Origin of the sequence: Streptomyces rishiriensis, assembly GCF_030815485.1 — a bacterium.
Taxonomy (GTDB): Bacteria; Actinomycetota; Actinomycetes; order Streptomycetales; family Streptomycetaceae; genus Streptomyces; species Streptomyces rishiriensis_A.
The window spans coordinates 6,772,733-6,785,977 of sequence record NZ_JAUSWV010000002.1 but is presented as its reverse complement, the minus strand read 5'-3'; the positions used below and the strand labels follow the sequence as shown (position 1 = coordinate 6,785,977).

The following is a 13,245-nucleotide window of genomic DNA, read 5'->3' as shown; positions in this document are numbered from 1 at the left end:
GGTTTTCGCCCGCCGTTCGCGGCGGTCGTGGCGCCGTACGGCGGTCGTGGTGCCGTACGGCGGTCGTGGTGCCCTACGGCGGTCCGTGCGCGCGGGTCAGCCGTTGACGGCGGGGATCACCCGCGCCCCGTAGGCGTCGATGGTGGCCTCCTGGGCGTCGTGCATGTCGTAGACGGCGAACTGGTCCACACCCAGCTCACGCAGCGCCTGGAGCTTCTCGATGTGCTTCTCCACCGGTCCGACGAGGCAGAACCGGTCGACGATCTCGTCCGGCACGAACGCGGTGTCGGGGTTGTCGGCGCGCCCGTGGTGCGAGTAGTCGTACCCCTCGCGGGACTTGATGTAGTCGGTCAGTTCGTCGGGTACGGCGGCGGAGTGCGCGCCGTACTTGGACACCAGGTCGGCGACGTGGTTGCCGACCATCCCGCCGAACCAGCGGCACTGCTCACGCGCGTGGGCGAGCGCCTCGGGCGAGTCGTCCTCGGTGACGTACGCCGGGGCGGCGACGCAGATCTTCACCTCCGCCGGGTCGCGGCCGGCGGCGACGGCGGCGTCCTTGACGGCCTTCACCATGTACTCGGTGAGATAGAGGTCGGCGAGCTGGAGGATGAAGCCGTCGGCCTCCTCGCCGGTCATCTTGAGCGCCTTGGGGCCGTACGCGGCCATCCAGACGGGGAGCCGGGCGTCCTCCTTGATCCACGGGAACCTGACGACCGCGCCGCCGAGGTCCGCCTCCTGGCCGGAGCCGAGCGCCCTGATGACCTTCATGGCCGCGCTGATCCGGGCGAGCGTGTTGGGGGTACGGCCCGCGACGCGCATCGCGGAGTCGCCGCGGCCGATGCCGCACACCGTGCGGTTGCCGAACATGTCGTTGAGGGTGGCGAAGGTGGAGGCGGTGACCTCCCAGGTGCGGGTGCCCGGGTTGGTCACCATCGGGCCCACCGTCAGCCTGCTGGTGTTCGCCAGGATCTGGCTGTAGATCACAAACGGTTCCTGCCAGAGCACGGCGGAGTCGAAGGTCCAGCCGTACGTGAAGCCGTTGCCCTCGGCGCGCTTCATCAGCTCGACGACCTTCGAGGCCGGCGGGTCGGTCTGCAGGACGAGTCCGAAGTCCATCTGCACTGCTCCTAGTTGAGGTACTGACAGGTGGAGCGCGGGGTGTAGGCGCCGTGACCGGCGTGTCCGGTGTACTCCCGCTCGGTGATGACGAGTTCGCCCCGCGAAAGGACCGTCTCGACGCGGCCGGTGAGCCGCTTGCCCTCGTACGCCGAATAGTCGACGTTCATGTGGTGCGTCTCGGCGGAGACGATCTGCTCCGCGTGCGGGTCGTAGATCACGACGTCCGCGTCGGCGCCCGGGGCGATGGTGCCCTTCTTCGGGTACATGCCGAACATGCGGGCCGGGGTGGCGCAGGCGATCTCGATCCAGCGACGGCGGCTGATGTGCCCGTCGACGACGGCCTGGTGCAGCAGGTCCATCCGGTTCTCGACCCCCGGCAGACCGTTGGGGATCTTCGAGAAGTCGCCCCGGCCGAGCTCCTTCTGGCCCACGAAGCAGAAGGGGCAGTGGTCGGTGGACACGACCTGGAGGTCGTTGGTCCGCAGGCCCCGCCACAGCTTGGCCTGGTGCTCCCTGGGCCGCAGCGGCGTCGAGCACACGTACTTCGAGCCCTCGAAGTCGGGCTCCGCGAGGTTGTCCGTCGACAGGAACAGATATTGCGGGCAGGTCTCGCCGAAGACGTTCAGCCCCTCGTCGCGCGCCCGGGCCAGTTCCGCAACCGCTTCCATCGCCGATACGTGCACCACGTACAGCGGAGCGCCCGCGACCTGGGCGAGCTTGATGGCGCGGTGGGTGGCCTCGGCCTCGAGCAGGGCCTTGCGCACCTCGCCGTGGTACCGCGGATCCGTCTCGCCGCGCGCCAGCGCCTGCTCGACCAGGACGTCGATGGCGATACCGTTCTCCGCGTGCATCATGATCAGTCCGCCGTTCTCGGCGGAGCGCTGCATGGCGCGCAGGATCTGTCCGTCGTCGCTGTAGAAGACGCCGGGATAGGCCATGAACTGCTTGAAGGAGGTGACGCCCTCCTCCACCAGCAGGTCCATCTCCTTCAGCGTGTCCTGGTTCACGTCGGAGACGATCATGTGGAAGCCGTAGTCGATCGCGCAGTTGCCCTCGGCCTTCGCGTGCCAGGCGTCCAGCCCGTCGCGCAGGCTCCGTCCGACGCTCTGCACGGCGAAGTCGACGATCGTCGTCGTTCCGCCCCAGGCGGCCGCCCGGGTGCCGGTCTCGAAGGTGTCGGAGGCGGAGGTGCCGCCGAAGGGCAGCTCCATATGGGTGTGGACGTCGACCCCGCCCGGGATCACGTACTTCCCGGTGGCGTCGATGACCCGCTCGGCGGTCCAGGCCTCGGCGGCCGGGGTGCCGGACGAGGCGAGGGCGGCGATACGGCCGTCCTCGATCAGGACGTCGGCGTGGATCTCGTCGGACGCGGTGACGACGAGGCCGCCGCGGATGACGGTACGGGTGCTCATGCGTGGACGCTCCGCTGGGTTGTGGTCGTGACGTGCGGGTCGTTCGAGGCCGGTCGCGTCCCGCGGCTCAGCCGCGCACGGACAATGCCCCGCGCCCCCGACGGGAGCGCGGGGGCCTCGGGTCTTACGGTGCGGTCAGCGGGCCGTAGGCCTCCGGGCGGCGGTCCCGGTAGAACTGCCAGCGGTCGCGGACCTCGCGCAGCTTGGCCATGTCGAGGTCGCGGACGACGAGTTCGGTCTCCTTGTCGCTCGCCACCTCGCCGACGAACTGGGCCTCCGGGTCCACGAAGTACGAGGTCCCGTAGAAGTCGTTGTCGCCGAGTTCCTCGACGCCGACCCGGTTGATCGCGCCGACGAAGTACTCGTTGGCGACGGCCGCCGCCGGCTGCTCCAGCTGCCACAGGTACGCCGACAGACCACGCGAGGTCGCCGACGGGTTGAACACGATCTCGGCGCCCTCCAGCCCCAGCGCGCGCCAGCCCTCCGGGAAGTGGCGGTCGTAGCAGATGTAGACGCCCACCTTGCCGACGGCCGTCTCGAAGACCGGCCAGCCCACGTTGCCGGGACGGAAGTAGAACTTCTCCCAGAAACCCTTTACCTGCGGGATGTGATGCTTGCGGTACTTGCCGAGGTAGGAGCCGTCCGCGTCGATCACGGCGGCGGTGTTGTAGAGGACGCCCGGCTGCTCCTCCTCGTACATCGGCAGCACCAGGACGATGCCGTGCTCCTTGGCGAGCGCCTGGAAACGCTTGACGATCGGGCCGTCCGGGATCTGTTCGGCGTACTCGTAGAACTGCGGGTCCTGGACCTGGCAGAAGTACGGTCCGTAGAACAGCTCCTGGAAACACAGGACCTGAGCACCCTGCGCGGCCGCGTCGCGGACCGCCTGCTCGTGTACCTGGATCATCGATTCCTTGTCGCCGGTCCAGGCCGTCTGGAAGACGGCGGCACGGATCACTCTGCTCATCGGGACCTCCGGTCGCTCGGTGTACGAGGAGCCTAGGAAGCCGGCGAGCCTGCTCTGAGTTGCACGGTGTCACGCCTGCGGGCGTCCGGCGTGCCACCGTGTCACGTCTTGCCGGACCCATGTTTCACCACCGTTTTCCCTGGTCGTTCCATGTTTCCGGGCTGTTGCCGGCCGTCTGAGGTCAGCTCTGTTGCGCGTCGTGCGCGAGAAGCGCGATGTGCACCGAAGCGGCTTGTTCGAAGTCGTCCAGGTCCACTCCCAGCCGTCCTTCTATCGCCTCCAGCCTGCGGTACAGCGCGGGCCGGGAGACGTGGTGGAGCTGGGCGGTGCGGGACTTGTTGCGGCCGGTGGCCAGGTAGGTCCGCAGTACGGCGAGCAGGTCGTCCCCGGCCGCGCACAGCAGCCCGTCCAGCTCCCGCTCGGCGAAGGACTGCACATGCGGGTCGTCCCGCAGCAGCCGGACCAGGCCGCGCAGATGGACGTCCTTGAGGCGGACGACGGCCGGGAGGTCGAGCGCTGCCGAGGAGTCGGCCACGGCGTCCGCGACGTGCTGGGCCTCGCGCAGCCCGGCGGACACGTCGTCCCAGACGATGCGCGGGGCGGCCGCCGCGACGACCGTACGGCTGTCCCCCGACTCGGTCCGCAGCCGGGCGGCGAAGTGCGCGGCGAGCGCCTCGGCGTCCTGGTCGCGGGCGAGGCTGAGCAGCACGGCGGTGGCCCCGTCTGCGAGCTCGGCGACCAGCCCGGGCATGCCCAACAGCCGCAGCATCCGCTCGAGTTGGGCGGGCTCGCCGCCGCGGACGACCAGCGGGACGAAGGTGCGCCGGTTGACGGGGAGCCCGGCAGCCCGGGCCCGGGGCAGCAGTTGCCTGGCCGGCACGACACCGGAGACCAGGTCGGTGAGCAGGCTCTGCGCGGACTGCTCCTCCCAGGTGTGGGCGGAGGTGCCGCCGAGCATGCGGTGCAGGACGAGGGCCTCGGCGGCCCGGTCGGCGAGGAGCCGTCCGCCCGCGGTGTCGCCGCGGTGGCCGCAGAGCATGATCTGCCCCCACCGCTCGCCGCGTCCGCCCAGCTCGGCGCGGATCCAGCCGTCGCCCTCGCTGCCGCCGGCCTGGCGGGCGATGCGCTCCCAGTCCCGCAGGACGTCGTCGACCGCCGACCGCTCGCCCGCCGTCGCCAGTACCCGGTGGGCGAGGTTGGTGACGACGACGGGACAGGCTGCGTGCTGGGCGACCTCGTCGAGCAGCAGCTGGAGCGGTGCGCCCGCGGTGATCAGAGCGGTGAGGGCGGTCCGTACGGCCTCCGACAGACTGACGGCGGCGAACTTCCGCCGTACCAGCCGGGACTGCACCTCTTCGGTCAGCTCGGCGAAGGGGAACGGGCGGTGAAGGACGACCATCGGCAGCCCGCACCGCTCGGCGGCGCGCCGCATCACGTCCGGCGGGGAGGGGAACGCCCGTCCCAGTCCCAGCACCACGGCCGCGGCCTCCGCACGGTGCAGGGACCGGATGTACTCGGTCTGCGCGTTCTCGTCACCGGCGAGCAGCACGCCGGTGGTGAGGACCATCTCACCACCGCTGAGCATCACACCGACGTCCGCCGCCTCGGCGACGTGCACCCAGCGCACCGGCCGGTCGAGGTGGCCCGCACCGGCCACCACCTCGGGCTCCCCGGCCAGCACCCTCTCCAGGGCCAGGACCTGACGGACCGACAGGGCGGGTTCCAGGGGCTCTACGGGCCCCCAGGGCTCCAGGGTGATGGTCATCGTGTGGTGTTCCCTTGCTCAGGCCTTCGCTACTGCGTGCTCCTCAGCGCGCCTTCGAGGATCGCGGCGCCCTCCTCGGCCTCCGCCACGGTGAGGGACAGCGGCGGGGCGACGCGCAGGGCGCTGGTGTCGTGGCCGCCGCCCTTGCCGATCAGCAGCCCGTCGGCGCGGGCCGCCTCCAGCACGGCGGCCGCCCGGTCCGGGTCCGCCAGGTCGGTGCCGGGTTTCGTCAGTTCGACGCCGATCATGAGCCCGCGACCGCGCACCTCCCGTACGCCGGGATCCTGGGCGGCGACGGCCCGCAGTCGCTCGATGAGCAGGCCGCCGACCCGCCGGGCGTTGCCCTGGAGGTCGTGTTCCAGCAGGTAGGAGAGGTTGGCGAGGCCGGCCGCCATGGTGACCTGGGTGCCGCCGAACGTGGAGATGCTGTTGGCGTCCAGGCAGTTCATGATCTCGGAGCGGGCGATGACTCCGCCGATGGACATGCCGTTGCCGATGCCCTTGGCGAAGGTGACGATGTCCGGCGGTCCGCTGCGGCCGTGCGCCTGCCAGCCCCAGAAGTGCTCGCCGGTGCGCCCCCAGCCGGTCTGCACCTCGTCGGCGATCCACAGGATCCCGTGTGCGTCGAGCACCTCGCGGAAGGCCGCGTACAGCCCGTCGGGCGGCGAGGTGAAGCCGCCGACCCCCTGGATGGGCTCGGCGATGAGGGCCGCGGGCGCGCGGGTGTGACCGAGCAGGTCCTTCAGGTCCGCGACGCAGGCCTCGACGAACTCGGCGTCGCCGAGGTCGGCGAACGGGCCGCGGCCGCGGACCCCGCCGTGCACGTAGAGCGTCTGGAGCGGGGAGAGCGAGGTCGGCGACCAGCCGCGGTTGCCGGTGATGCCGACCGCGCTGAAGGAACGGCCGTGGTAACTGTTGCGCATCGCGAGGACGGTGTTGCTGCGCCGGTGGGTGGTGGCGAGGAGCAGCGCCGTGTCGTTGGCCTCGGTGCCCGAGGTGGTGAAGAAGACCCGGGCGTCGGGGATGCCGCTGACGTGCGCGATGCGCTCGGCGAGGTCGACCATCGGCCGGTTGAGATAGAGCGTCGAGGAGTGATTGATCCGCCCGGCCTGCTCGCTCACCGCCTTGGTGACCTCCGGCAGCGCGTGCGCGGTCATGGTGGTGAGGATGCCGCCGAAGAAGTCGAGGTACTTGTTGCCCTCGGCGTCCCAGACGTGCCGGCCCTCGCCGTGGGTGATCTCCAGCGGGTCGTCGTAGTAGAGGGCGAGCCAGTCCGGCAGGACGCGGCGGTGGCGGGCATGGAGTTCGTTCACGGCTGCACCAGCCCGTCGTAGGCGTCGGGACGGCGGTCGCGATAGAAGGCCCACTGCTGCCGGACCTCCTCGACCAGGTCGAAGTCGAGGTCGCGGACGACGAGTTCCTCGTCCTTGTCGCTGGCGACCTCCCCGACGAACTTCCCGCGCGGGTCGACGAAGTACGACGTCCCGTAGAAGTCGTTGTCCCCGTACTCCTCGACGCCAACCCGGTTGATCGCTGCGACGAAGTACTCGTTGGCGACGGCGGCCGCGGGTTGCTCCAGCTGCCAGAGGTGGGCGGAGAGGCCGCGGTGGGTGGCGGACGGGTTGTAGACCAGCTGGGCGCCGTTGAGTCCGAGCTGCCGCCAGCCCTCGGGGAAGTGCCGGTCGTAACAGATGTAGACGCCCACCTTGCCGACGGCCGTGTCGAAGACGGGCCAGCCGATGTTGCCGGGCTTGAAGTAGTACTTCTCCCAGAAACCCTTTACCTGCGGGATGTGGTGTTTCCGGTATTTGCCGAGGAACGAGCCGTCGGCGTCGATCACGGCGGCGGTGTTGTAGTAGAAACCGCTCTGCTCGACCTCGAAGACCGGCACGACGACGACCATGCCCGTCTCGCGGGCGAGCTCCTGCATACGACGCACGGTCGGGCCGTCGGGAACCGGTTCGGCCCAGCGGTAGTGCTCCGGCTCCTGCACCTGACAGAAGTAGGGAGCGTTGAAGACCTCCTGGAACCCGATGATCTTCGCGCCCCGGCGGGCCGCCTCGCGGGCGTGCTCCTCGTGTTTCGCCACCATGGACTCGGTGTCGCCGGTCCAGGTGGCCTGGACCAGTGCGGCACGTACGACGTTGGCCATGAGCTGCTCCTTCGACGGGACGTCAGAGCCTCTACGCCCGTAGACGAAGGTCGTAGAGGGACGAACGTAAGCCTCCGGGACGGGCTTGCCAAGACCATCGTCGTTAACCCGCCGAGTCGATCGCGTTTCACACTCCGGTGGGTGAGTCGCGACCGTTCGGCGTAACGGGGTGACCCGGGTCAGGCGGTGAAGCCGGCGACCCGCAGGGCGTGCACCAGGTCCCAGTGGCGTTCCTCCGAGACGGTCCGGGCGGCCTCCAGCACCAACGGGACGAGGGTCCCCGGGGCCGGGGCGACGCTGCGGGCGGCCTCCTCGGGGGTGCGGACCCGGACGTAGGCGTCGAGCAGCGCGCGGACCTCGCGCAGCCGCCCCTCCCCGACCAGGCCGAGGACGGCCTGCCCTATCTCGGCGGCCGGACGGGCGACGCCCTGGCGCAGGATCTGTTCGCCGTCGGCCGTGCGCCCCACCGCGACCAGCGCGTCGGCCGCGGCGACGAGCCGGTCGGCGGGGAGGGAGGCGGCCTCCCAGAGCAGGGTGGTCCAGTCGGCGGTGAGCCCGGCGCGCTGGAGTTCCGCCGCGAGCAGCGGGATCCGGGCGGCCGGCCAGTAGGCGAGCTCGACGAGCAGGGCGTGCGCCTCGCCGCTGCGGCCTTCGCCGCGCAGGCGCACCAGCCGCTCGACCGTCTCGACGGTCTCCCGCCGCGCCGCCGTGTCCAGCGGCTCGCGCCGGGGCTCGGGCCGCTGCTCCGCGTTCTCGGCGGCTGCCCCGGCGAAGCGGGCGCCGCGCAGGGTACGGCGCCCGGCCGTGGCGGGCGCGGGTCCCACCGGCTCGGCGCCGGGCGGTACGGCGGTGGAGGCGGTGTCCTCGTCCTCGGCCATCCCGGCGAAACGGGCGCTCCCGCGGCGGCGCTTGCGCTGCTTGGGTACGGAGGCCGGGGCGGCAGCGGGAGCGCCCTCGGCGGGAGCCGGCCGGGCAGCGGGGGCGTCGGCCACGGGCACCCCGCTCCGGTACGCATCCGCCCCTTGCACGTCGGTGCCGTACGCATCCGCCTCTTGCACGTCGGTGCCGTACGCCTCCGCCTCTTGCACGTCGGTGCCGTACGCCTCCGCCTCGTATGCCTCCGTCCAGGATGCCTCCGTCCCGTAGGCGTCGGTGCCGTAGGTGTCGGCCGAGGGGCCGGTCGTGGGCTCGGCGGCGCCGTACCCGGCAGGGGTGCCGTGGGCGCCGGGAGCGTCGTACGCGGGGGTGGCAGCGCGGTGCGGGGCGGGCCCCGGGCTCGCGCCGGACGCCGTCAGGCGGTCCGACTCCGCCATGCGGCGGCGGAGTTCGGCGCACCGTGCGGTGGCCCGTTCATGGTCGTCGTGGGCCCAGGCGAGGTCGAGACGGATGGCTTCGGCCTGCTCGTGGGTGGCCGCGGAGGGGAGCCTTCGCCCCAGGTCGGCCAACCGTTCGGCGGCGTAGCGCTGTTCGCGGAGCATCACGTCGAGCCGGTCCCCGAGGGCGTCGCGGCCACCGGGGCGGGCGTCGTGGGCGGCGAGGGCGGCGGCGTGCAGCGGCCGGACCCGTTCCGCCTGCCGCTCGGCGACCTCGCTCCCGTACTCGGCGGCGAGGTCCTGGAGCACCGCCTCGACCACGTCCCAGGGCGGCACCTCACGCCCGTCGAGGCAGGCCTGCATGCCGTCGGGATCGCGTTGCCAGAACACCGCGCACCAGCCGGCGCCCTGATCGAGGCGCGACAGCAGCCCGTTCAGGTAGCTCGCGAACTCCCGCACCTGGCCCGGGAGTTGATCCACAGCCATCGCTCGACTCCCGCCCGACCGGAACACTCCGGTTCGTAGAGAACACCAACCGTGTTACAGCGCGGCTACGGCCGGTTTTCGAAACCGACGCGGGCGACCCGCGCCGGCGCTCGCGACCGGGCGCGGGCAGCGACCCCAGGGTGTCACGCGGGGGCGGGCACGCACAGCCCCGCCAGCTCGTCCATCGACAGGCCGAGCACGCGGGCGAGCGCGGCGACCGTGAAGAACGCCGGCGTGGGGGCGCGGCCGGTCTCGATCTTGCGCAGGGTCTCCGCGGAGATGCCGGCGTTCGTCGCGATGTCGGCCATGCTCCGACCGCCGCGGGCCTCGCGCAGCAGCAGCCCGAGCCGTTCGCCGCGCTCGCGCTCTTCAGGGGTGAGGGGGGTACGCACCATGACCCCATTCTAATACCGGTATAGTAATTGGCATGGTGGAGCTCAAGACAGACACATCGATCGAGGCCATGTACGCGGCGGGACAGGTCGTCGCACGGGCGCTGACGGCCGTACGCGAGGCCGCCGACGTGGGCGTGTCCCTGCTGGAGCTGGACGAGGTGGCACATGACGTGCTGCGGGAGGCCGGGGCGACGTCCCCCTTCCTCGGCTACCGCCCCTCCTTCGCCACGACGCCGTTCCCGGCGGTGCTCTGCGCGTCCGTGAACGACGCGATCGTGCACGGCATCCCGACCGGCTACCGGCTGCGCGACGGCGACCTCCTGTCGGCCGACTTCGGCGCGGTGCTGAACGGCTGGGCCGGCGACTCCGCGATCAGCTTCACCGTGGGCACACCGCGCCCGGCGGACGTCCGGCTGATCGAGACCGCCGAGCGGGCCCTCGCGGCCGGGATCGAGGCGGCGGTCGTCGGCAACCGCGTCGGCGACATCGCGCACGCGATCGGGACGGTGTGCCGGGAGGCGGGCTACGGCATCCCGGACGGCTTCGGCGGCCACGGCATCGGCCGCCAGATGCACGAGGACCCCGGGGTCCCCAACGAGGGCCGCCCGGGCCGCGGCTACCCCCTGCGCCACGGCATGGCCATCGCGATCGAACCGATGCTGATCGCCGGCGGCAAGGACGGTTACCACGAGGCTCCGGACGGCTGGACCCTGTGCACGAACGACGGTTCCCGGGCGGCGCACGCGGAACACACGGTGGCGATCACGGACGCCGGACCGAGGATTCTCACCGAGCGACGGTAGAAGCCTTCCGCCGACGGGCGCGGGGCCGTGCCGATCCGCGGCTCCGCCCCGTGGCGCGACCGGCCCGGCGCGGTCCGCGGGCGCCCTACGGCAGCACCTCCAGGACATGCCGCACCCCGCGGATCGTGCCATCGTGGTGTAGCCCGGCACGGACAGGGCACCCGTCGGCACCGGCAGCGAAAGTCGATCGAACGGAACGCCATGACCAGCGGCTTCTCCAGCCCGGAGGGGTACGGCGACCCCTTCGGCGAGTTCCTGGCCCGCTTCTTCGGCGGGCCCCGCCCCGGCCCCCGGCAGATCAACATCGGCCAGCTCCTCAGCCGTCCCGCGAGGGATCTCGTGCGCGGCGCGGCCCAGTACGCGGCGGAGCACGGCAGCCGCGACCTGGACACCGAGCACCTCCTGCGCGCGGCCCTCGGCGCGGAGCCGACCCGCACGCTGCTCAGCCGGGCGGGCGCCGACCCCGAGTCCCTCGCGTCGGAGATCGACGAGCGGTCCGGCCCCGTCCAGCACCCGCCGGGCGAGGTGCCACCGCCCACGTCGCTGTCGCTGACCCCGGCCGCGAAGCGCGCCCTGCTGGACGCGCACGACCTGGCCCGCTCGCGCGGCTCCGGCTACATCGGTCCGGAGCACGTGCTCAGCGCCCTCGCCTCGAACCCGGACTCCGCGGCCGGACACATCCTCAACGCGGCCCGCTTCGCCGCCACGAACCTGCCCCCGGACCCGCCGGACACCGCGCAGACGGCCCGCCCGGGCGACCGGCAGCGGCCCACCGGCACGCCCACCCTGGACAAGTACGGCACGGATCTCACCGAGCTGGCCCGCAAGGGCCGGATCGACCCGGTGATCGGCCGCGAGGACGAGATCGAGCAGACCATCGAGGTGCTCTCCCGGCGCGGCAAGAACAACCCGGTGCTCATCGGTGACGCGGGCGTCGGCAAGACCGCCGTCGTGGAGGGGCTGGCCCAGCGGATCACGGACGGCGACGTCCCGGACGTCCTGGCCGCGCGGCGCGTGGTCGCCCTGGACCTGACGGGCGTGGTCGCGGGCACCCGCTTCCGCGGCGACTTCGAGGAGCGGCTGACCAACATCGTCGACGAGATCCGCGCCCACTCCGATCAGCTGATCGTCTTCATCGACGAGCTGCACACCGTCGTCGGCGCGGGCGGCGGTGGCGAGGGCGGGGGGTCGATGGACGCCGCCAACATCCTCAAGCCGGCCCTGGCCCGCGGCGAGCTGCACATCGTGGGCGCGACGACGCTGGAGGAGTACCGGCGGATCGAGAAGGACGCGGCGCTCGCCCGCCGCTTCCAGCCGATCCTCGTCCCGGAGCCGTCCGTCGCGGACGCGCTGGAGATCCTGCGCGGGCTGCGGGACCGCTACGAGGCCCACCACCAGGTCCGCTACACCGACGAGGCGCTCGTCGCGGCCGTGGAGCTGTCCGACCGCTACCTCACCGACCGCCGCCTGCCCGACAAGGCGATCGACCTGATCGACCAGGCCGGCGCCCGGGTGCGGCTCGGCGCGCGCACCAAGGGCACCGACGTACGGGCCATGGAGCGCGAGGCCGAGGAACTGTCCCGCGACAAGGACCAGGCGGTCGCGGACGAACAGTACGAGCAGGCCACCCGGCTGCGGGACCGCATCGTCGAGCTGAAGCAGCGCATCGCGGAGGCGACCGGTGAGGTCACCTCCGACGAGGGCCGGCACCTCGAGGTGACCGCGGAGGCGATCGCCGAGGTGGTGTCCCGGCAGACCGGTATCCCGGTCGCCAGCCTGACCCAGGAGGAGAAGGACCGCCTGCTCGCCCTGGAGGAGCACCTGCACGATCGGGTCGTCGGCCAGGAGGAGGCCGTACGGGTCGTCGCGGACGCCGTACTGCGCTCGCGCGCGGGGCTCGCCAGCCCGGACCGGCCGATCGGCAGCTTCCTGTTCCTCGGCCCGACCGGCGTCGGCAAGACCGAACTGGCCCGGGCGCTCGCCGAGGCGCTGTTCGGCAGCGAGGAGCGCATGGTCCGGCTCGACATGAGCGAGTACCAGGAGCGGCACACCGTGAGCCGTCTGGTCGGCGCCCCGCCCGGATACGTCGGCCACGAGGAGGCCGGGCAGCTGACGGAGGCCGTCCGCCGCCACCCGTACTCCCTGCTTCTGCTCGACGAGGTGGAGAAGGCGCACCCGGACGTCTTCAACATCCTGCTGCAGGTCCTCGACGACGGCCGGCTCACCGACTCCCAGGGGCGCACGGTCGACTTCACCAACACGGTGATCGTGATGACCAGCAACCTGGGGTCGGAGGCGATCACCCGGCGCGGCGCGGGCATCGGGTTCGGGTCGGGCGGCGCGGAGGCCGACGAGGAGGCGCGGCGCGAGCAGATTTTGCGGCCGCTGCGCGAGCACTTCCGGCCGGAGTTCCTCAACCGGATCGACGAGATCGTCGTGTTCCGGCAGCTCACGGGTGAGCAACTGCGGCGGATCACCGACCTGTTGCTGGAGCGGACCCGGCGGCTGGTACAGGCCCAGGGCATCACGGCCGAGTTCACCGACGCGGCCGTGGACTGGCTCGCCGAGCGCGGCTACCAGCCCGAGTACGGCGCCCGCCCGCTGCGCCGTACGATCCAGCGCGAGGTCGACAACCAGTTGTCACGGCTGCTGCTCGACGGGCGCGTCACGGAGGGCGAGCGGGTGACGGTGGACGTCGAGGACGGACGGCTCGCCTTCCGCACGAACACCGGCGGACCGCCCGCTCCCGAACTCCGGACGCCCGCCGCGCGACCGGACGAACCCTAGGTCCCGCAGAGTCCCGTCCGGCTCGGGACGCCCGGCACGCACGCTC

10 protein-coding genes are annotated in these 13,245 nt (G+C 72.0%); 2 read left to right on the top strand and 8 right to left on the bottom strand.

The window, feature by feature from the left end:
* Positions 1-96: 96 nt before the first annotated feature.
* The 8 genes from QF030_RS32595 to QF030_RS32560 all read right to left on the bottom strand — a co-directional run bounded on the left by QF030_RS32595 (position 97) and on the right by QF030_RS32560 (position 9,609).
* On the bottom strand, positions 97-1,116 hold the full coding sequence (locus QF030_RS32595; RefSeq protein WP_307166154.1) for a TIGR03842 family LLM class F420-dependent oxidoreductase: 1,020 nt from the start codon (positions 1,114-1,116) through the stop codon (positions 97-99).
* A gap of 11 nt (positions 1,117-1,127) precedes the next feature.
* The gene (gene hydA / locus QF030_RS32590; protein WP_307166153.1) at positions 1,128-2,531 is read right to left on the bottom strand and encodes a dihydropyrimidinase; all 1,404 of its coding nucleotides are present in this window, start codon (positions 2,529-2,531) and stop codon (positions 1,128-1,130) included.
* 124 nt (positions 2,532-2,655) lie between these two features.
* A complete protein-coding gene (locus QF030_RS32585) occupies positions 2,656-3,498 on the bottom strand; it encodes a nitrilase-related carbon-nitrogen hydrolase (protein ID WP_171400333.1) in 843 nt (280 codons plus the stop codon).
* 181 nt (positions 3,499-3,679) lie between these two features.
* Positions 3,680-5,263 carry a PucR family transcriptional regulator gene (locus tag QF030_RS32580; RefSeq protein WP_307166152.1) on the bottom strand — a complete coding sequence of 528 codons (1,584 nt, stop codon included), beginning with the start codon at positions 5,261-5,263 and terminating at the stop codon, positions 3,680-3,682.
* Positions 5,264-5,292: 29 nt separating this feature from the next.
* Positions 5,293-6,576 carry an aspartate aminotransferase family protein gene (locus QF030_RS32575; RefSeq protein ID WP_307166151.1) on the bottom strand — a complete coding sequence of 428 codons (1,284 nt, stop codon included), beginning with the start codon at positions 6,574-6,576 and terminating at the stop codon, positions 5,293-5,295.
* Positions 6,573-7,415, bottom strand: a complete 843-nt coding sequence (locus QF030_RS32570) for a nitrilase-related carbon-nitrogen hydrolase (protein ID WP_307166150.1) — start codon at positions 7,413-7,415, stop codon at positions 6,573-6,575. The genes QF030_RS32575 and QF030_RS32570 overlap by 4 nt, the downstream gene beginning before the upstream one ends.
* A gap of 179 nt (positions 7,416-7,594) precedes the next feature.
* Positions 7,595-9,214, bottom strand: coding sequence for a hypothetical protein (locus QF030_RS32565; protein ID WP_307166149.1), 1,620 nt, complete (start codon positions 9,212-9,214; stop codon positions 7,595-7,597).
* A gap of 143 nt (positions 9,215-9,357) precedes the next feature.
* Complete coding sequence (locus tag QF030_RS32560; RefSeq protein ID WP_307166148.1) at positions 9,358-9,609, bottom strand: helix-turn-helix domain-containing protein; 252 nt, start codon at positions 9,607-9,609, stop codon at positions 9,358-9,360.
* A gap of 32 nt (positions 9,610-9,641) precedes the next feature.
* Between QF030_RS32560 and map the strand changes: the two genes are divergently transcribed.
* Positions 9,642-10,412 (top strand): type I methionyl aminopeptidase, encoded by a 771-nt coding sequence (map, locus tag QF030_RS32555; protein ID WP_307166147.1) that lies wholly within the window; start codon positions 9,642-9,644, stop codon positions 10,410-10,412.
* Between the two features lie 201 nt (positions 10,413-10,613).
* Positions 10,614-13,199: an ATP-dependent Clp protease ATP-binding subunit gene (locus QF030_RS32550; protein ID WP_307166146.1), complete on the top strand. Its 2,586-nt coding sequence runs from the start codon at positions 10,614-10,616 to the stop codon at positions 13,197-13,199.
* The last annotated feature ends 46 nt before the right edge of the window (positions 13,200-13,245 follow it).

Excerpts from the sequence above, each read along its gene's own strand:
- QF030_RS32595 (WP_307166154.1), bottom strand. The coding sequence starts at position 1,116 with ATGGACTTCGGACTCGTCCTGCAGACCGACCCGCCGGCCTCGAAGGTC.
- hydA (WP_307166153.1), bottom strand. The coding sequence starts at position 2,531 with ATGAGCACCCGTACCGTCATCCGCGGCGGCCTCGTCGTCACCGCGTCC.
- QF030_RS32585 (WP_171400333.1), bottom strand. The coding sequence starts at position 3,498 with ATGAGCAGAGTGATCCGTGCCGCCGTCTTCCAGACGGCCTGGACCGGC.
- QF030_RS32580 (WP_307166152.1), bottom strand. The coding sequence starts at position 5,263 with ATGACCATCACCCTGGAGCCCTGGGGGCCCGTAGAGCCCCTGGAACCC.
- QF030_RS32570 (WP_307166150.1), bottom strand. The coding sequence starts at position 7,415 with ATGGCCAACGTCGTACGTGCCGCACTGGTCCAGGCCACCTGGACCGGC.
- QF030_RS32565 (WP_307166149.1), bottom strand. The coding sequence starts at position 9,214 with ATGGCTGTGGATCAACTCCCGGGCCAGGTGCGGGAGTTCGCGAGCTAC.
- QF030_RS32560 (WP_307166148.1), bottom strand. The coding sequence starts at position 9,609 with ATGGTGCGTACCCCCCTCACCCCTGAAGAGCGCGAGCGCGGCGAACGG.
- map (WP_307166147.1), top strand. The coding sequence starts at position 9,642 with ATGGTGGAGCTCAAGACAGACACATCGATCGAGGCCATGTACGCGGCG.
- QF030_RS32550 (WP_307166146.1), top strand. The coding sequence starts at position 10,614 with ATGACCAGCGGCTTCTCCAGCCCGGAGGGGTACGGCGACCCCTTCGGC.